Below are 18575 nucleotides of genomic sequence, written 5' to 3' on the forward strand. Positions count from 1 at the left end.
GGTGGGTTCAGAAGGCGACGCGCGCGGTGCGGAGCAGCGCGGCAGTCTCAAAAAGGGGCAGACCCATGATACCTGAATGGGAACCGTCGATTCGCTCGATGAATTCGGCCGCGCGTCCCTGGATCGCATACGCGCCGGCCTTTCCGAACGGCTCGCCCGATTCGACGTAGCGTGCATACGCGTCGCGCGATGCGGTTGCGAAGCGCACCGACGAGCGCGACAGCGCGGGCGGCAGCAGTTCGCCGTCCGCATCGATCACCGCGACGGCGGTCAGCACCGCGTGTTCGCGGCCCGCGAGGCGCGTCAGCATCGCCAGCGCGTCGTCGGCGTCGGCCGGCTTGCCGAGGATCGCGCCGTCGATCGTGACGGTCGTATCGGCGACCAGCACCGGCGAGGCGGGCTTGCCGCTCGCGACGAGGCGCGCACGCGCAGCCTCGGCCTTCGCGATGGTCACGCGCCGCACGTAGGCATCGGCGGTTTCGCCGGGCAGCTCGGCCTCGAGCGCCTCGGCGTCCTCGTCGGGGCGCGGCAGCAGCAGCTCGAAGCGCACGCCGATCTGCTGCAGCAGCTCCTGGCGGCGCGGACTTTGCGAAGCGAGGTAAAGAGTCGGGAAAAGCGCGGGGGACGTGCTGGACGGCATGGTGTCGTTATCTCGGTGAGCGCGCGTGTCGCGCGTCTCGAGGACGACACGTCATGCGCGGTGGTAGGGGTGATTCTGCGTGATGCTCCACGCCCGGTAAAGCTGTTCGGCGAGCAGCACCCGCACCATCCCGTGCGGCAGCGTCATGCTCGAGATGCGCAGCAGCGTGTCGGCGCGGGCTTTCAGTTCCGGATCGAGCCCGTCGGCACCGCCGATCACGAAGGCGACGTCGCGGCCGTCCTGCTGCCAGCCGGGCAGTGCCTGCGCGAGCTGCATCGTGGTCCAGTCGCGGCCGCGCTCGTCGAGCGCAACGAGGCGCGCGCCTTTCGGCAGCGCGGCCTCGATCTTCTGGCGCTCGGCCGCCATCACGCTTTCGGCGCTGCGGCCGCCCGAACGCAGTTCGGGCTTGATCTCGCGCAACTCGATGCGCAGCTCGGGCGGCATCCGCTTCGTGTATTCGTCGAAGCCGGATGCAATCCAGCCCGGCATCTTGTGGCCGACCGCAAGGATGAAAAGCTTCATCGGGAGATGCGTAACGACTCGGGGCTCAACGGCGGCGGGCGGCCGTCTTGCGCGCCGGGCGTGCGGGCGCGGCTTCCTCTTCGTCCTCGTCGCTTTCGCTGGCCGTGGCGAAACCGTTCCCCTTGCCGCCGCCGAGCTTCATCCGCACGGGCTTGTCGCCCCAGATTTCCTCGAGGTTGTAGTACTGGCGCAGGGCCGGTTGCAGAATGTGCACGACCGCGTCGCCGCAGTCGACGAGCACCCATTCGCCGGTGTCTTCGCCCTCGGAGCTGACGATGTCGCCGCCGGCTTCCTTGACCTTGTCACGCACGCTCGACGCGAGGGCCTTGGTCTGGCGGTTGGAGGTGCCCGAAGCGACGACCACGCGGTCGAACAGTTCGGTCAGGTGGCTGGTGTTGAACACCTTGATGTCTTGCGCCTTGACGTCTTCGAGGGCGTCGACGATCACGCGCTGCAGTTTGCGAATATCCATGGATTCAGGAATGGTAGAGGCGATGTTGAAGAATATAGGCCCATACGGCGGCCGGCACATGCTCGGCCGACGCGTCGGGCATTTGCGCATGGCGCGCGATGCATTCGCGCAGGTGGGCGCGGATGTCGGTCGCGGCAATGTCGAACGAAAGGGTCGTATCGATCAGCAGGTGGCCTGCCGGCGTGGCCTTCAGCACGTCGGCGCCGGCCTGCCGCGCGGCGATTTCCTGCGCGACGTCCGGCGGCGCCGCGCCGAGGTCGAAGCCCGGGCGCGTCGACACGCAGATGTGCGCGTAATCGAACAGTTTGCGCCAGTCGCGCCACGTGTCGAGGCGCACGAGCTGATCGGCGCCGATCAGCATCGACAGCGACGCGTCAGGGCCGATCCGCTTGCGCCAGCGCGCGAGCGTCTCGACCGTGTAGGTCGGGCCGGTGTGGTCGATCTCGTCGGTGGCGACGGTCACGGTCACGCCCGGCACGGACAGCGAGCCGGCGGCCGCGCGCGTCATCGCGAGCCGATGCTCGGCGGCCGACACGTCGTGCTTCTGGTACGGCTGCCCGGCGGGCAGCAGCACGAGTTCGGTCAGGCCGAGCAGCTCGGCGAACCGGCGGGCGAGCGCGAGATGGCCGTCGTGGATCGGGTCGAAAGTGCCGCCCAGCAGGCCGATACGACGCGGCAGCGGGGCGGGGCGGGCGGTGGTGTCCAGAAACGCGTCCTTTCTCTTGAAGCAGGGGTCAGACCCAGTCGCGCGGCACGATGAAGTCGCTGTACAGGCGCGCTTCCGGCGAACCCGGTTCGGGTTGCCAGTTGTAGCGCCAGTTCGCGACCGGCGGCATCGACATCAGGATCGACTCGGTCCGGCCGCCGCTTTGCAGGCCGAACAACGTGCCGCGGTCGAACACGAGGTTGAATTCGACGTAGCGGCCGCGGCGGTACGCCTGGAAGTCGCGCTCGCGCTCGCCGTACGGCAGCTCCGCGCGGCGCTCGACGATCGGCAGGTAGGCCTGCAGGAACGCGTCGCCGACGCTTTGCATCATGTCAAACGAGCGTTCGAAACCGGGCTCCGAGAAATCGTCGAAGAAGATCCCGCCGATGCCGCGCATCTCGTTGCGGTGCTTCAGGAAGAAATACTCGTCGCACCATTTCTTGAAGCGCGGGTAGAGCTCGACGCCGAACGGATCGAGCGCATCCTTGCAGGTCTGGTGGAAATGCCGGGCGTCGTCCTCGAAACCGTAAACCGGTGTCAGATCCATGCCGCCGCCGAACCAGAATACGGGCTCTTCGCCCGGCTTCGTCGCGATCAGCATCCGCACGTTCATGTGCACGGTCGGGCAGTACGGATTGCGCGGGTGCAGCACCAGCGACACGCCGAGCGCCTCGAAACCGCGGCCCGCGAGCTGCGGGCGCGCCGCGCTCGCCGACGGCGGCAGCGCATCGCCCGCGACGTCGGAAAAGCCGATCCCCGCGCGTTCGAACACGCGGCCGCCTTCGAGAATCCGCGTGCAGCCGCCGCCGCGCAGGCGTTCGTCCGGCCCGCGCTGCCATGCGTCGGTCGCGAGCGGCGTGCCGTCGAGCGCGCCGAGCGCGTCGGCGATGCGTGTCTGCAGGCCCTGGAGGTACGTGCGCACGCGCGCTACGTCGTAGGTCGAATCGGTCATGTCTGGACTGGGTGCCCCCGCCCGAAGCGGGGGCCGTAAAAAAAGCTTCTGCCGGGCATTCTATCGAACCCCGGCAGAGGGGCCGCCGCCGCGCGAGGGCGGGGCGGCGATTGCGACTTAAGCGCTCTTGCGGTTGAGCGCGCGGAAGCCGATGTCGCGGCGGTACTGCATGCCTTCGAAATTGATCTGGTTGATCGTCTCGTACGCATGCTGCTGCGCTTCACGTACCGAATCGGCGAGGCCGACCACGCACAGCACGCGGCCGCCGGCCGTCGTCAGCTTGTCGCCGTCGAGCGTCGTGCCCGCGTGGAACGTAACCGCCTGCTCGGTTTCGGCCGGGATTCCGTTGATGCGGTCGCCCTTGCGCGGCGCGTCCGGATAACCGTGCGCGGCCAGCACGACGCCAAGCGCGGTGCGGCGGTCCCAGTCGAGCTCGACCGTGTCGAGCGTGCCCGCGATCGCCTGCTCGACGACCTTCGAGAAATCGCTCTTCAGGCGCGCCATGATCGGCTGCGTTTCCGGGTCGCCCATGCGGCAGTTGAATTCCAGCGTGCGCGGATTGCCTTCCTTGTCGATCATCAGGCCCGCATACAGGAAGCCGGTGAAGCGGATGCCGTCCTTCTCCATCCCGCGCACGGTCGGCATGATGATCTCGCGCATCACGCGTGCGTGCATCTGCGGCGTGACGATCGGGGCAGGGGAGTACGCACCCATGCCGCCGGTGTTCGGGCCGCGGTCTTCATCCAGCAGGCGCTTGTGGTCCTGGCTGGATGCCAGTGCCAGCGCGTGCTTGCCGTCGACCATCACGATGAAGCTCGCTTCCTCACCATCGAGGAATTCCTCGATCACGACGCGCGCGCCGGCGTCGCCGAGCTTGTTGCCCGACAGCATCATGTCGACGGCTTCGTGTGCTTCTTCCAGCGTCATCGCGACGACGACGCCCTTGCCGGCCGCGAGGCCGTCGGCCTTCACGACGATCGGCGCACCCTTCGCGTCGATGTACGCGTGCGCGGCGGCCACGTCGGAGAACGTCTCGTACTCGGCGGTCGGGATGCCGTGGCGCTTCATGAACGCCTTCGCGAAATCCTTCGAGCTCTCGAGCTGCGCGGCTTCGCGGGTCGGGCCGAAGACCTTCAGGCCGCGTGCGCGGAACAGGTTGACGATGCCGGCCGCGAGCGGCGCTTCCGGCCCGACGAGCGTGAACGCGACGCCTTCGCGTTCCGCGAAATCGGCGAGTTCGTCGAGCGCCGTGATGTCGACGTTCTTCAGACGCTCGTCCTGCGCCGTGCCGCCATTGCCGGGCGCGACGTAGACCATCTGGACGCGCGGCGACTGCGCGAGCTTCCACGCCAGCGCATGTTCGCGGCCGCCGGAACCGACGACGAGTAGTTTCATGGGATTCCCCGCAGACTAGAAAACAGGGCGGCCGGCACGCTCAGGCGCGCCGGCCGCGGATTCGGTCGGGCCGCCGCCGCGACAGGAGCACGGCGGCCGGCACATCATTCCTCGACGATGACGGCGTTCGTATACACGTCCTGCACGTCGTCGAGGTTCTCGAGCGCGTCCAGGAGCTTCTGCATCTTCGCCGCGTCGTCGCCGGTGAATTCGACTTCGTTCTGCGGCTTCATCGTCACTTCGGCGAGTTCGGCCTTGAAGCCGCCGGCTTCGAGCGCGTCCTTCACCGCCGAGAATGCCTGCCAGTCGCACAGCACTTCGATCGAACCGTCGTCGTTCGTGTTCACGTCGTTCGCGCCGGCTTCGAGCGCGGCTTCCATCAGCGCGTCTTCCGACGTGCCCGGTGCGAACAGGAACTGGCCGACGTGATCGAACATGAACGCGACCGAGCCGTCGGTGCCCATGTTGCCGCCGAACTTCGAGAACGCGTGGCGGACTTCCGCGACCGTGCGGGTGCGGTTGTCGGTCAGCGTGTCGACGATGATCGCCGCGCCGCTGATGCCGTAGCCTTCGTAACGGATTTCCTCGTAGTTCGCGCCATCCGCGCCGCCGACGCCGCGATCGATCGCGCGCTTGACGTTGTCCTTCGGCATGTTCGCGTCGGCCGCCTTGTCGACCGCGAGACGCAGGCGCGGGTTCGAGTTGACGTCGCCGCCGCCGAGGCGCGCCGCGACCTGGATTTCCTTGATCAGGCGGGTCCAGATCTTGCCGCGCTTCGCGTCGGCCGCTGCCTTCTTATGCTTGATGTTGGCCCATTTCGAATGACCAGCCATACCTTTCTCCGTGCCCGGGCGCGCAGCGCGGGCGATTGTTTCAATGTGTCGTTGAATCGGCGGCCGTTTCGGCGGGCATGAAGCCGCGGGGCCGCGCGTGTCGAGTGGATCGAGATTTTATCACGCGGCGACCGCCGGATCGGGGCCGCCGCGCATGGCCGAACGGCCGGGCAGGCGTCGCGTGCCAGGCCGCGCGCCGCGCGGGCGTGCCGGTGCGTCAGTTCTTGGTGCCGAACAGGCGGTCGCCCGCGTCGCCGAGGCCCGGCACGATGTACGCGTGCTCGTTCAGGTGCGAATCGAGCGACGCGACGAACAGCTTCACGTCCGGGTGCGCGTCCTGGAACACCTGCACGCCTTCGGGCGCGGCGACCAGCGCGACGAACATGATGTTCGCGGCCGGCACGTTGCGGCGCTTCAGCACGTCGACCGCGTGCACGGCCGAGTAGCCGGTCGCGACCATCGGGTCGCACAGGATGAAGATGCGGTCTTCCAGATCCGGCAGGCGCACCAGGTACTCGACCGGGCGGTGATCCTCGGCGCGGTACACGCCGATGTGGCCGACGCGTGCGGACGGAACCAGGTCGAGCAGGCCGTCCGACATCCCGATGCCGGCGCGCAGCACCGGCACGATCGCCAGCTTCTTGCCCGCGATCACCGGCGCGTCGACCTCGACGAGCGGGGTTTCGACCCGCTTGGTCGTGATCGGCAGGTTGCGGGTGATCTCGTAACCCATCAGCAGCGTGATTTCGCGCAGCAGCTCGCGGAACGTGCGCGTGGACGTGTCCTTGTCGCGCATGTGCGTGAGCTTGTGCTGGATCAGCGGGTGATCGGTGATGAAGAGATTCGGGAAACGGCTGTCCTGTTTCATGACGGGGGCGCCTTGGCGGCAAAAGAGGATCGGGGGCGGCGGCGGGCGCAAGCCGGCCGCGCGCTTATGGCCGCAATTTTACCAAGGCGCGCCGCGTGATCCGGATAATATCGACGTCTCACGACAATCCGCGCGCCCGCGCCCGCCCGATTGCCCGCCTGACCCGCCCGGGGTCCATGCGCCGGCACGCCGGGGCCGCGCCGGCGCGTGTCGCCACCAAGGAATCGACGATGGATCTCGGCATCGCAGGAAAGACCGCGCTCGTGTGCGCGGCCAGCAAGGGGCTCGGACGCGGCTGCGCGGAAGCGCTGGCCGCCGAGGGCGTGAACCTCGTGATCGTCGCGCGCACGCGCGACACGCTGGAGGAAACCGCGGAGGAGATCCGCGCCGGCGCGAACGTGTCGGTGACTTCGGTCGCCTGCGACATCACGACGCCGGACGGGCGCGCGGCCGCGCTCGCCGCCTGCCCGCAGCCGGACATTCTCGTGACGAATGCCGGCGGGCCGCCGCCCGGCGACTTCCGCGACTTCTCGCACGACGACTGGATCCGCGCGCTCGAATCGAACATGCTGACGCCGATCGAGCTGATCCGCGCGACCCTCGACGGGATGATCGCGCGCGGCTTCGGCCGGATCGTCAACATCACGAGCTCGGCCGTGAAGGCACCGATCGACGTGCTCGCGCTGTCGAACGGCGCACGCTCGGGGCTGACCGGCTTCGTCGCGGGGCTGTCGCGCAAGGTCGCGGGGCAGGGCGTGACGATCAACAACCTGCTTCCGGGCCTGTTCGACACCGACCGGATCGCGACCACGCTCGCCGCGTCGGCGAAGGCGCAGGGCGTGACGGTCGACGAGCTGCGCGCGCGGCGCACGAAGGACATTCCGGCCGGCCGTCTCGGCACACGTGCGGAATTCGGCGCGGCGTGCGCGTTCCTGTGCAGCGTGCATGCCGGCTACATCACCGGGCAGAACTGGCTGCTCGACGGCGGCGCGTATCCGGGCACGTTCTGACGAGCGCACCGCCTTTCACGACGACAACCTCAAACGAAGGATCTGGAGATGAGCAAACCCCGCATCGCATTGATTGCGCACGACGCGAAGAAAGACGAGATCGTCGCGCTCGCGGGCGAATTCCGCACGACGCTCGCGCAATGCCGGCTGGTGGCGACCGGCACGACGGGCGGCCGCATCGCGGACGCGCACGGGCTCGAGGTCGAGCGCAAGCTGTCGGGGCCGCTCGGCGGCGATCTGCAGATCGGTGCGGAACTGGCCGACGGCCGCATCGACATCGTCGTGTTCCTGCGCGACCCGATGACCGCGCAGCCGCACGACCCCGACATCACCGCGCTCGTGCGCGCGTGCGACGTGCACGACGTGCCGGTCGCGACGAACGTCGCCACCGCGCGGATGCTGCTCGACGATCTGGCGCGCAACATGCAGGACGTCTGCTAGGGGCTGTTCGCGCCCGATTGCCCCTGCTGGCGGCAGGGCCATGCACGGTTGGCGGCGTCGGGCGAGAATCGTGCGTCGCGACGCGCGCCTGCTGCCCGGTTCCCGCCTGAATCGGCCGGTTCGCGTATCGGCGACCCGGATTTTTCCCTGACCGAATCAGAAACGAGGAGCGAAACGATGCCGAAAGCAATCCGATACGACCAGCCGGGCGGCCCGGACGTGATGAAGTGGGTCGATGTCGAGGTCGGCGAACCGAAGGCGGGTGAAGTCCGCATCCGGCAGCATGCGGTCGGCCTCAACTACATCGACGTCTATTTCCGCACCGGCCTTTACCCGCAATCGCTGCCCGGCGGTCTCGGGATGGAGGCGGCGGGCGAGGTGACGGCCGTCGGCGAAGGCGTGACGGCGCTCAAGGCGGGCGACCGCGTCGCGTACGTCGGGCAGCCGCCGGGCGCGTACGCGCAGGAGCGCGTGATGCCGGCCGAGCGGCTCGTGAAGCTGCCGGACGGCATCAGCTACGACGACGCGGCGTCGGTGATGCTGCAGGGCCTGACCGCGCACTACCTGCTGCGCCGCACGTATCCGGTGAAGGCCGGCGACACGATCCTGATCCACGCGGCAGCCGGCGGCGTCGGCCTGCTCGTATGCCAGTGGGCGAAGGCGCTCGGCGCGACCGTGATCGGGACGGTCGGCTCCGACGAGAAAGCCGCGCTCGCGAAGGCGCACGGTTGCGACCATCCGATCGTCTACACGCGCGAGAACTTCACGCAGCGCGTGAAGGAGATCACGAACGGTGCGGGCGTGCCGGTCGTCTACGACTCGATCGGCAAGGACACCTACATCGGCTCGCTCGACAGCCTCGCGCCGCTCGGGCTGTTCGTCAGCTTCGGCAATGCGTCGGGCCCGCTGCCGCCGATCGACTCGAAGGAATTCTCGTCGCGCGGCTCGCTGTTCTTTACGCGCCCGACGCTGTTCTCGTACATCGCGAAGCGCGCCGATCTCGAATCCGCTGCCGCCGAGCTGTTCGACGTGCTGCTGTCGGGCAAGGTGAAGACGAGCATCAACCAGCGCTATCCGCTCGCGGAAGTTGCCCGCGCGCATGAAGATCTCGAAGCGCGCAAGACCACCGGCTCGACGATCCTCGTTCCCTGACCCGTCCCCTCGTGCCGGCGCCACGCCGGCACGCGCCTTTCCGGGCGGCGCCGCCGCGCCGTCCGTCCTGCCTTCCGGTTCCCGCCGTCCTTCCCCGAATTCCACGTTTACGCGTTTTTTATACCCGCCCCGATACCTTTGACCCGTCCTTTACGTGCGTTCCCATAAGGTTCTAGTCGTCTGATTTCGACGATGGAGAACAGAAAAATGGATGGGGTTTTCATCGGCGCACTGGTGCTCTTCACCGCGCTGATCCTCGGTTTGATTGCCGGTTGCGACAAGCTCGTGCAATACGGTCGCGGGGGGCGAGCATGACCTGGATGCTTTGGCTGGCGGGCGCCTCGACGGCCCTGCTGTTCGCGTATCTCGTCTTTGCGCTGCTGCGCGCGGAGGACATTGAATGAACGCGAACAATCTCTTTCAAACGGTGCTCTTCATCGTCGTGCTGCTGGCGGCGGCCGTTCCGGTCGCACGCTACCTGTCCGCGGTGATGGACGGCAGCTCGCGTGTCGTGCGCGTGTTCGGGCCACTCGAGCGCGCGCTGTACCGTGTCGCCGGCGTCGACGCCGGCAGCGAGATGAACTGGAAGCAGTACGCGGTTGCCACGATCGCGTTCAACGCGCTCGGCGCGCTGTTCCTCTACGGCCTGCTGCGCCTGCAGGGCTTCCTGCCCGGCAACCCGCAGCAGTTCGGCGCGATGACGGTCGACGGCGCGTTCAATACGGCCGTCAGCTTCGTCACCAACACGAACTGGCAGGACTACACGCCCGAGCAGACCGTCAGCTACCTGACGCAGATGCTCGGCCTGACCGTGCAGAACTTCCTGTCGGCCGCAACCGGCATCGTCGTCGTGATCGCGTTGATCCGCGGCTTCGCACGTCATACCGCGCAGACGATCGGCAACTTCTGGGTCGACCTCACGCGCGTGACGATGTACGTGCTCGTGCCGATGTCGGTGGTCATCGCCGCGCTGCTGATGAGCCAGGGCGTGATCCAGAACATGAAGGCGTACGAGGACGTGCCGGTGCTGCAGACGAGCACCTACGCGGCGCCGAAGCTCGACGCGCAGGGCAATCCGGTGAAGGACGACAAGGGCAACCCGGTGACGGTGCCGACCCAGCTCACGAAGCAGACGCTCGCGATGGGCCCGGTCGCGTCGCAGGAAGCGATCAAGATGCTCGGCACCAACGGTGGCGGCTTCTTCAACGCGAACTCCGCGCACCCGTACGAGAACCCGACGCCGTTCGCGAACTTCGTCCAGATCTTCTCGATCCTGATCATCCCGGCCGCGCTGTGTCTTGTGTTCGGCCGCGTGATCGGCGACCGCCGGCAGGGCATCGCGGTGCTCGCGGCGATGACGGTCGCGTTCGCGATCGCGATCGGTGTCGAGGTGAGCGCGGAGCAGGGCGGCAACCCGACGCTCGCCGCGCTGCACGTCGACCAGTCGACGAGCGCGCTGCAGCCGGGCGGCAACATGGAAGGCAAGGAAACGCGCTTCGGCATCGCGCAGACCGGCATCTTCACGGTCGCGACGACGGCCGCGTCGTGCGGCGCGGTCGACACGATGCACGATTCGCTGACGCCGCTCGGCGGCCTCGTGCCGATGCTGCTGATGCAGCTCGGCGAAGTGATCTACGGCGGGGTCGGCTCCGGTCTCTACGGGATGCTCGTGTTCGCGCTGCTCGCAGTGTTCGTCGCCGGCCTGATGATCGGCCGCACGCCGGAATACGTCGGCAAGAAGATCGAGTCGTACGAGATGAAGATGGTGTCGATCGTCGTGCTGCTCACGCCGCTGCTGGTGCTGGTCGGCACGTCGATCGCCGTGCTCGCCGATGCGGGCAAGGCCGGCATCGCGAACCCGGGCCCGCATGGCTTCTCGGAAATCCTGTACGCGTTCAGCTCGGCCGCCAACAACAACGGCAGCGCGTTCGCGGGCCTGACGGTCGGCACGCCGTTCTACAACTGGATGACCGCGATCGCGATGTGGTTCGGCCGTTTCGGCACGATCGTGCCGGTGCTGGCGATCGCCGGCTCGCTCGCCGCGAAGAAGCGCATCGCGGTGACGAGCGGCACGCTGCCGACGCACGGTCCGCTGTTCGTCGTGCTGCTGCTCGGCACCGTGCTGCTGGTGGGCGCGCTGACCTACGTGCCGGCGCTTGCGCTCGGCCCCGGCGTCGAGCACCTGATGATGTGGCTGGGCGCGTAACGCGCGCCCGTATGGCGACACATTGAAAAGACTGAAGAGATTGAAGAGATCGCAATGACTCAACATTCCGCAACACGGTCCATGTTCGATCCGGCGCTGCTGCGCCCGGCGATCGTGGACTCGTTCAAGAAACTTACGCCGCGCACGCAGTTCCGCAATCCGGTGATGTTCTGCGTGTACGTCGGCAGCATCCTGACCACGATCCTGTGGATCGCGGCGCTTGCCGGCCAGGCCGAGGCGCCCGCGGGCTTCATCCTCGCGATCGCGCTGTGGCTGTGGTTCACCGTGCTGTTCGCGAACTTCGCCGAAGCGCTCGCCGAAGGGCGCTCGAAGGCGCAGGCCGCGTCGCTGCGCAGCGCGAAGAAAGACGTGATGGCGAAGAAGCTCAACGAGCCGCATCCGAAGTCGCCGATCCGCGTCACGACCGCGACCGAACTGCGCAAGGGCGACGTCGTGCTCGTCGAAGCGGGTGACGTGATCCCGGCCGACGGCGAGGTGGTCGATGGCGTCGCGTCGGTCGACGAATCGGCGATCACCGGCGAATCCGCGCCGGTGATCCGCGAATCGGGCGGCGACTTCTCGTCGGTGACGGGCGGCACGCGCGTGCTGTCCGACTGGATCGTCGTCAAGGTCACCGCGAACCCCGGCGAGGCGTTCCTCGACCGGATGATCGCGATGGTCGAAGGCGCAAAGCGCAAGAAGACGCCGAACGAGATCGCGCTGACGATCCTGCTCGTCGCGCTGACGATCGTGATGCTGCTGGCCACCGCAACGCTGCTGCCGTTCTCGATGTTCTCGGTCGAGGCGATGAAGGCCGGCCACGTGGTGACGATCACCGCGCTCGTCGCGCTGCTCGTGTGCCTGATTCCGACGACGATCGGCGGGTTGCTGTCCGCGATCGGCGTGGCCGGGATGAGCCGGATGATGCAGGCGAACGTGATCGCGACGTCGGGCCGTGCGGTGGAAGCCGCTGGCGACGTCGACGTGCTGCTGCTCGACAAGACCGGCACGATCACGCTGGGCAACCGTCAGGCATCGACGTTCGTGCCGGCGCCGGGCGTGACCGAGGAAGCGCTGGCCGATGCCGCGCAACTGTCGTCGCTCGCCGATGAAACGCCGGAAGGCCGCAGCATCGTCGTGCTCGCGAAGGAGCGCTTCAACATTCGCCAGCGCGACATGGGGCAACTGCATGCGACGTTCATCGGCTTCTCCGCGCAGACGCGGATGAGCGGCGTCGACCTGTCCCCCAAGGGGACTTCCTCCGGGGCGCCGGGCCGCGAGATCCGCAAGGGCGCGGCCGACGCGATCCGCAACTACGTCGAGACGCACGGCAGCCGCTTCCCGGAAGAAGTGCGCCGCGCGGTCGATGAAGTCGCGCGCCGCGGCAGCACGCCGCTCGTCGTGGCCGACCTGCATGAAGGCGCGGCGCGCGTGCTCGGCGTGATCGAGCTGAAGGACATCGTGAAGGGTGGCATCAAGGAGCGCTTCGCGGAACTGCGCAAGATGGGCATCAAGACCGTGATGGTGACGGGCGACAACCGGCTGACGGCCGCGGCGATCGCGGCGGAAGCGGGGGTCGACGATTTCCTCGCGGAAGCGACGCCGGAAACCAAGCTCGCGACGATCCGCGAGCACCAGGCCGCAGGGCGCCTCGTCGCGATGACGGGCGACGGCACCAACGACGCGCCGGCGCTCGCGCAGGCCGACGTCGCCGTGGCGATGAACACCGGTACGCAGGCGGCGAAGGAAGCCGGCAACATGGTCGACCTCGACTCGAACCCGACGAAGCTGATCGAGATCGTCGAGATCGGCAAGCAGATGCTGATGACGCGCGGTTCGCTGACGACGTTCTCGATCGCGAACGACATCGCGAAGTATTTCGCGATCATCCCGGCCGCGTTCGTGACGACGTACCCGCAGCTGCGCGTGCTCGACATCATGCACCTGACGTCGCCGGCATCCGCGATCCTGTCGGCGGTGATCTTCAACGCGCTGATCATCGTCGCGCTGATCCCGCTGGCGCTGAAGGGCGTCACGTACCGGCCGCTCGGCGCCGCGTCGCTCCTGCGCCGCAACCTGCTCGTGTACGGCCTCGGCGGCGTGCTGCTGCCGTTCCCGTTCATCAAGCTGATCGACATGACGCTCGCTGCACTCGGCTGGGCCTGAGCCGGCCGTACTTGAAGGAAACATCATGAAAACGTTGATTCGTCCGCTCGTCGTGATCTTTGCCGTGCTGACCGCGGTGACGGGGCTCGCCTACCCGGCCGTGATGACCGTGTTCGGCCAGGCCGTGTTCCCGTCGCAGGCGAACGGCAGCCTGATCGAGAAGGACGGCAAGGCGGTCGGCTCCGCGCTGATCGGCCAGCAGTTCGATGCGCCGAAGTACTTCTGGGGCCGGCTGTCGGCCACGACGCCGATGCCGTACAACGCGACCGGCTCCGGCGGCTCGAACCTCGGCCCGCTGAACCCGTCGCTCGCCGACCAGGTGAAGGGGCGCATCGCCGCGCTGCGCGACGCGGGCACCGACATGTCGAAGCCCGTGCCGGTCGACCTCGTGACGGCGTCGGCCAGCGGCCTCGATCCGGAGATCACGCCGGCCGCCGCCGCGTACCAGGTCGAGCGCGTCGCGAAGGCGCGCAACCTGGCGCCCGACGCGGTCGCGCAGCTCGTCGCCGCGAACACGAAGGGCCGCCAGTTCGGCGTGCTCGGCGAACCGCGCGTGAACGTGCTGAAGCTGAACCTCGCGCTCGACGCGGCGCAGGCCGCGCACTGAGCGAACGTAAGGCAACCGGCATCCGGCGCGGCCCGATCCGCGCCGGATGCGACTATTCCCGACGGCGCATGCGCCGTCTTTGCCTTTTGCGGCGATTTGGAACAACAATGCTCGTACTCGCGCGCATCCGGGCGCTCCGCCTATCTGACGCATGAATCGTCCCGACCCAGACCAACTCCTCGACAAGCTGCAGCGTGACGAAGAAAAGCAGCGGCGCGGCCAGCTCAAGATCTTCTTCGGCGCATCGGCCGGTGTCGGCAAGACCTACGCGATGCTGCAGGCCGCGCGCCAGCGCCTGCAGGAAGGCGTCGACGTCGTCGTCGGCATCGTCGAGACCCACGGGCGCAGCGAAACCGCCGCGCTGCTCGACGGCCTCGACGTGCTGCCGCTCGCGCGCATCGACTATCGCGGCCGCACGCTGGCCGAATTCGATCTCGACGGCGCGCTCGCGCGCCAGCCGCAACTGATCCTCGTCGACGAGCTTGCGCACTCGAACGTGCAGGGCGCACGGCACCTGAAGCGTTGGCAGGATGTGTACGAGCTGCTCGACGCGGGCATCGACGTGTATACGACCGTCAACGTCCAGCATCTCGAAAGCCTGAACGACGTGGTCGGCGCGATCACCGGCATCCGCGTGTGGGAGACGGTGCCCGACCGCGTGTTCGACGCAGCCGATGAAGTCACGCTCGTCGACCTGCCGGCCGAGGAACTGCTCGAGCGGATGCGCGACGGCAAGGTTTATCTCGCGCAGCAGGCCGAGCGCGCGGTGCGCAACTTCTTCCGCAAGGGCAACCTGATCGCGCTGCGCGAACTTGCGCTGCGGCGCACGGCCGATCGCGTCGACGCGCAGATGCGCGAATACCGTGCGGACCGCTCGATCCAGCGCATCTGGCAGGCGCGCGAGCGGCTGCTCGTGTGCGTCGGGCCCGGCCCCGAGGCGCCGACGCTGGTGCGCGCGGCCGCGCGGCTCGCCGCGAGCCTGAAGGCCGACTGGATCGCCGTCTATGTGGAGACGCCGCGCCTGCAGCGGTTGCCCGACGCGCAGCGGCAGCGCACGCTCGACGCGCTGAAGCTCGCGGCCGAGCTTGGCGCGGAAACGGCCACGCTCGCCGGCGCCGACGCGGTTGCCGCGCTGATCGGCTATGCGAAGGTGCGCAACGTGTCGAAGGTCGTCGCGGGCGGCTCGCCGAAGGCCGGGCTCATGCGCCGCCTCGCGCGACCGTTCGGCGAACAGCTCGCCGAACGCGCGGGCGACGTCGACCTGATGCTGATCCGTGCGTCCGCGAGCGACGAGGCGCGTGCCGCGCCGCTCGACGCGCGTGCGCGCGACTGGCGCGATGCGTTCGCGCAGTTCGGCACGCATCGCTCGCCGCCGCGACATTACGCGTACGCGGCCGCGATCTGCGCGGCGATCACGGTCGTCGCGAGCCTCGTGTCCGAGCGGCTCGACCTCACGAACCTCGTGATGCTGTACCTGCTTGGCGTCGTGTTCTCGGCCGTCCGGCTCGGGCGCGGCCCGGGCGTGCTGCAGTCGTTCCTGTCGGTGGCCGCGTTCGATTACTTCTTCGTGCCGCCGCGCATGTCGTTCTCGGTCAGCGACACGCAATACCTGCTGACCTTCTTCGGGATGCTGCTGACGTCGCTCGTGATCAGCCACCTGACGTCGACGTTGACGCGCCAGGCGAGCGTCGCGCAGCGCCGCGAGCGGCGCACCGGCGCCATCTACGCGATGGCGCGCGAGCTGGGCGCGGCGCTGACGACCGAGCAGATCGTCGAGATCGGCAGCCGCCATGTGGGCGAGGTGTTCCGCGCGCGCGTCGCGTTCCTGCTGCCCGACAGCGCGGACAAGGTGCGGCAGAAGATCGAGGAGCCCGATGCAGCCGTCACGCTGACGGGCGCCGATCTGGACAGCGACGTCGGCCAGTGGGTCTATGACCAGCAGAAGCCGGCTGGCCGCGGCACCGACACGTTACCGGCGACGGTTGCACTGTACCTGCCGCTGAAGGCGCCGATGCGCACGCGCGGCGTGCTTGCGGTCGCGTCGCGCGAGCCGCGCGAACTCGAGGTGCCGGAACAGCAGCGGATGCTCGACGCATTCGCCGCGCAGATCGCGCTCGCGCTCGAACGCGTGCACTACGTCGAGATCGCGCGCGACGCGCTGGTGAGCATGGAATCCGAGCGGCTGCGCAACTCGCTGCTGTCGGCGATCTCGCACGACCTGCGCACGCCGCTCACGACAATCGTCGGCTTCTCGTCGATGCTTGCGAACGGGCGGGCGGCCGCGCAGGGCGGCGACGTGGCGGCGGCGGAGCGTTTCGCGCAGCGCGAGGGCGAACTCGTCGACGCGATCCACGACGAGGCGCTGCGGATGACGGGCATCGTCACGAACCTGCTCGACATGGCGCGGCTGCAGGCCGGCAGCCTGCAGTTGAAGCGCCAGTGGTCGCTGCTCGAGGAAACCGTCGGCGCCGCACTCGCCGCATGCAGGCGCGTGCTTGCACGCCATCCCGCGCGCGTCGTGCTGCCGGCCGATTTGCCGCTCCTGCAGATGGACGCGGTGCTGATGGAGCGCCTGTTCACCAACCTGTTCGAGAACGCGGCCAAGTACACGCCGGCCGATACGCCGATCGAGATTGGCGCGGAGCGCATGACCGACGACGGGCTGCCATTCGTGCGCGTGCTCGTCGACGATTATGGTCCCGGCCTGCCGACCGGGATGGAAACGCGGATCTTCGACAAGTTCACGCGCGGCGAGAAGGAATCGGCGACGCCCGGCATCGGGCTCGGCCTCGCGATCTGCCGCGCGATCGTCGAAGCGCACGGCGGTAAAATCGGCGCACTCAACCGCACGGCGCCCGACGGCCACGTGACGGGCGCGCGCTTCTGGTTCACGCTGCCGGTCGAGACACCGCCGGCCGCGCCTGCCGTACTCGACGACGAACCCGATGTGCCGGGCGCGTCGTCCCCATCCGAATCATTGCCAGACCATGAGTGAACCCAGCCTGACCGTCGTCCTGATCGAGGACGAAAAGCAGATCCGCCGTTTCGTGCGCGCCGCGCTCGAGGAGGAGGACATCGCGGTGTTCGAGGCCGAGACGGGCAAGCAGGGGCTGATCGACGCGGCGACGCGCAAGCCCGATCTCGTGATCGTCGACCTCGGCCTGCCCGATACCGACGGCCTCGACGTGATCCGCGAACTGCGCGGCTGGTCCGAGGTGCCGGTGATCGTGCTGTCCGCGCGCACGCAGGAAGAGGAGAAGGTCGCGGCGCTCGACGCGGGCGCCGACGATTACCTGACCAAGCCGTTCGGCGTGTCCGAGCTGCGTGCGCGGATCCGCGCGCAACTGCGCCGGCGCAACCAGGGCGGCGCGAACGAGTCGCCGAAGGTGAACTTCGGCACCGTGACCGTCGATCTCGCGCTGCGCCAGGTGTGGCGCGACAACGAGATCGTGCACCTGACGCCGCTCGAGTACCGGCTGCTCGCCACGCTCGTGCGGCACGCGGGACGCGTGCTCACGCACCGGCAGCTGCTGCGTGACGTGTGGGGGCCGTCGCACGTCGAAAGCCACCACTACCTGCGCATCTACATGGCGCACCTGCGCCAGAAGCTCGAGCGCGACCCGGCGCAGCCCGAGTACATCGTCACCGAGACGGGCGTCGGCTACCGGCTCGTCGGGGCCGCATGACGGGTCTCGCCGGGCCGCAGCGGCGCCCGTGCGCGTGACGTCGCGCACCGGCACGGTTGCGCTGGCGCGACAGTCTCGCGGCCGACGCGCGCGTTGCACACCCGGCGCTCATTCCCCGTTATCCTGACCGTTCCGCGAACGAAAACGAGGAGCGTGCAATGTCCGTCCGTCTGGTCGTCATCTGTGCGCTGGCGCTTGCTGCGTCTGGCGCGTTCGCCCAACCGCTGCCGCCCGGGCAGCAGCCGTCGTCGTCCCAGCAGGCGATGGCCAATCCTGCGTCGGTCAATTGCGCCAAGCTCGGCGGCCGCCACACGATCCGCAACCTGTCGAGCGGGCAGGTCGGCATGTGCGTGTTCAAGGATGGCCGCGTGTGCGAGGAGTGGGCGCTGTACCGCGATGATCGCTGCGTCGGCGGCGTGACGCCGAAGCGCGTATCGAACTGACCGGGCCCGGCCGATCGGGCCCCCGATCGGCCGCCGGCGACGCGCCGCGTCCGTAAGCATCTTGTTATACTCGGCGCCGCCCGGGGACGACCCCGGGTCATTCGATTCAACGGGGACGGCCCCATCCGATACGGAGTGCGTCGAGATGGCGTGGGGATTGTTGTTCATTGCCGGATTGCTGGAAGTGGCCTGGGCGGCCGGCATGAAATCGTCGGACGGCTTTACGAAGCTCGGTCCGTCGGCGTTTACGATCGTGACGGCGCTGGCCAGCTTCGGGCTGCTCGCGGTCGCGATGCGACAGTTGCCGCTCGGCACCGCGTACGCGGTGTGGACGGGCATCGGCGCGGTCGGTGCGTTCGTGTTCGGCATCGTGATGATGGGCGAGGCGCTGACCATCGCGCGCGTCGCGAGCGCGGCGCTGATCGTCGCGGGGTTGATCGGCCTCAAGCTGTCGTCGGCCGCCTGACGACGGCATC

Annotated in this window: 20 protein-coding genes; 12 read left to right on the forward strand and 8 right to left on the reverse strand. The window is 68.3% G+C overall.

Annotation, left to right across the window (positions count from 1 at the left end; all coding sequences use genetic code 11):
* Nucleotides 1-7 precede the first annotated feature (7 nt).
* The 8 genes from QZM67_RS28040 to upp form a co-directional block, all read right to left on the reverse strand.
* Entirely contained in the window at nucleotides 8-640 is a 633-nt protein-coding gene (locus QZM67_RS28040; protein WP_301808401.1) for a nucleoside triphosphate pyrophosphatase, read from the reverse strand.
* Between the two features lie 51 nt (nucleotides 641-691).
* Nucleotides 692-1162 (reverse strand): 23S rRNA (pseudouridine(1915)-N(3))-methyltransferase RlmH, encoded by a 471-nt coding sequence (gene rlmH / locus QZM67_RS28045; RefSeq protein WP_011352746.1) that lies wholly within the window; start codon nucleotides 1160-1162, stop codon nucleotides 692-694.
* A gap of 25 nt (nucleotides 1163-1187) precedes the next feature.
* On the reverse strand, nucleotides 1188-1634 hold the full coding sequence (gene rsfS / locus QZM67_RS28050) for a ribosome silencing factor (RefSeq protein WP_043188944.1): 447 nt from the start codon (nucleotides 1632-1634) through the stop codon (nucleotides 1188-1190).
* Nucleotides 1635-1638: 4 nt separating this feature from the next.
* On the reverse strand, nucleotides 1639-2340 hold the full coding sequence (locus tag QZM67_RS28055) for a nicotinate-nucleotide adenylyltransferase (RefSeq protein WP_301808499.1): 702 nt from the start codon (nucleotides 2338-2340) through the stop codon (nucleotides 1639-1641).
* Between the two features lie 28 nt (nucleotides 2341-2368).
* The gene (hemF, locus tag QZM67_RS28060) at nucleotides 2369-3292 is read right to left on the reverse strand and encodes an oxygen-dependent coproporphyrinogen oxidase (protein WP_175023688.1); all 924 of its coding nucleotides are present in this window, start codon (nucleotides 3290-3292) and stop codon (nucleotides 2369-2371) included.
* Nucleotides 3293-3409: 117 nt separating this feature from the next.
* The gene (gene purD / locus QZM67_RS28065; RefSeq protein WP_175023689.1) at nucleotides 3410-4687 is read right to left on the reverse strand and encodes a phosphoribosylamine--glycine ligase; all 1278 of its coding nucleotides are present in this window, start codon (nucleotides 4685-4687) and stop codon (nucleotides 3410-3412) included.
* A gap of 104 nt (nucleotides 4688-4791) precedes the next feature.
* On the reverse strand, nucleotides 4792-5520 hold the full coding sequence (locus tag QZM67_RS28070; RefSeq protein WP_011352741.1) for a YebC/PmpR family DNA-binding transcriptional regulator: 729 nt from the start codon (nucleotides 5518-5520) through the stop codon (nucleotides 4792-4794).
* A 217-nt stretch (nucleotides 5521-5737) separates the two neighbouring features.
* Entirely contained in the window at nucleotides 5738-6388 is a 651-nt protein-coding gene (upp, locus tag QZM67_RS28075; protein ID WP_043188934.1) for a uracil phosphoribosyltransferase, read from the reverse strand.
* Between the two features lie 230 nt (nucleotides 6389-6618).
* On the opposite strand from upp, the gene QZM67_RS28080 reads away from it, so the two are divergent.
* The 12 genes from QZM67_RS28080 (at nucleotide 6619) to sugE (ending at nucleotide 18565) form a co-directional block, all read left to right on the forward strand.
* Complete coding sequence (locus QZM67_RS28080) at nucleotides 6619-7398, forward strand: SDR family oxidoreductase (protein WP_043188931.1); 780 nt, start codon at nucleotides 6619-6621, stop codon at nucleotides 7396-7398.
* 48 nt (nucleotides 7399-7446) lie between these two features.
* Nucleotides 7447-7839 carry a methylglyoxal synthase gene (locus tag QZM67_RS28085; RefSeq protein ID WP_043188929.1) on the forward strand — a complete coding sequence of 131 codons (393 nt, stop codon included), beginning with the start codon at nucleotides 7447-7449 and terminating at the stop codon, nucleotides 7837-7839.
* A gap of 177 nt (nucleotides 7840-8016) precedes the next feature.
* The gene (locus QZM67_RS28090) at nucleotides 8017-8991 is read left to right on the forward strand and encodes a quinone oxidoreductase (protein ID WP_175023690.1); all 975 of its coding nucleotides are present in this window, start codon (nucleotides 8017-8019) and stop codon (nucleotides 8989-8991) included.
* A gap of 192 nt (nucleotides 8992-9183) precedes the next feature.
* Nucleotides 9184-9306 carry a hypothetical protein gene (locus tag QZM67_RS28095; protein WP_256093628.1) on the forward strand — a complete coding sequence of 41 codons (123 nt, stop codon included), beginning with the start codon at nucleotides 9184-9186 and terminating at the stop codon, nucleotides 9304-9306.
* On the forward strand, nucleotides 9303-9395 hold the full coding sequence (gene kdpF, locus QZM67_RS28100) for a K(+)-transporting ATPase subunit F (RefSeq protein ID WP_006752209.1): 93 nt from the start codon (nucleotides 9303-9305) through the stop codon (nucleotides 9393-9395). The genes QZM67_RS28095 and kdpF overlap by 4 nt, the downstream gene beginning before the upstream one ends.
* A complete protein-coding gene (gene kdpA, locus QZM67_RS28105; RefSeq protein WP_301808408.1) occupies nucleotides 9392-11197 on the forward strand; it encodes a potassium-transporting ATPase subunit KdpA in 1806 nt (601 codons plus the stop codon). Before kdpF ends, kdpA begins: the two co-directional genes overlap by 4 nt.
* A 54-nt stretch (nucleotides 11198-11251) precedes the next feature.
* Entirely contained in the window at nucleotides 11252-13363 is a 2112-nt protein-coding gene (gene kdpB, locus QZM67_RS28110; protein WP_301808411.1) for a potassium-transporting ATPase subunit KdpB, read from the forward strand.
* 25 nt (nucleotides 13364-13388) lie between these two features.
* Entirely contained in the window at nucleotides 13389-13970 is a 582-nt protein-coding gene (gene kdpC / locus QZM67_RS28115; RefSeq protein ID WP_301808414.1) for a potassium-transporting ATPase subunit KdpC, read from the forward strand.
* Nucleotides 13971-14121: 151 nt separating this feature from the next.
* The gene (locus tag QZM67_RS28120) at nucleotides 14122-16965 is read left to right on the forward strand and encodes a DUF4118 domain-containing protein (RefSeq protein ID WP_301808417.1); all 2844 of its coding nucleotides are present in this window, start codon (nucleotides 14122-14124) and stop codon (nucleotides 16963-16965) included.
* The gene (gene kdpE / locus QZM67_RS28125) at nucleotides 16958-17656 is read left to right on the forward strand and encodes a two-component system response regulator KdpE (protein ID WP_043188911.1); all 699 of its coding nucleotides are present in this window, start codon (nucleotides 16958-16960) and stop codon (nucleotides 17654-17656) included. The genes QZM67_RS28120 and kdpE overlap by 8 nt, the downstream gene beginning before the upstream one ends.
* A gap of 158 nt (nucleotides 17657-17814) precedes the next feature.
* Nucleotides 17815-18099, forward strand: coding sequence for a DUF333 domain-containing protein (locus QZM67_RS28130; protein WP_043188908.1), 285 nt, complete (start codon nucleotides 17815-17817; stop codon nucleotides 18097-18099).
* Between the two features lie 145 nt (nucleotides 18100-18244).
* Nucleotides 18245-18565 (forward strand): quaternary ammonium compound efflux SMR transporter SugE, encoded by a 321-nt coding sequence (sugE, locus tag QZM67_RS28135; protein WP_175023695.1) that lies wholly within the window; start codon nucleotides 18245-18247, stop codon nucleotides 18563-18565.
* Nucleotides 18566-18575 lie beyond the last annotated feature (10 nt).

It is taken from the genome of Burkholderia sp. AU45251 (genome assembly GCF_030482905.1).
Classification (GTDB): Bacteria; Pseudomonadota; Gammaproteobacteria; order Burkholderiales; family Burkholderiaceae; genus Burkholderia; species Burkholderia aenigmatica.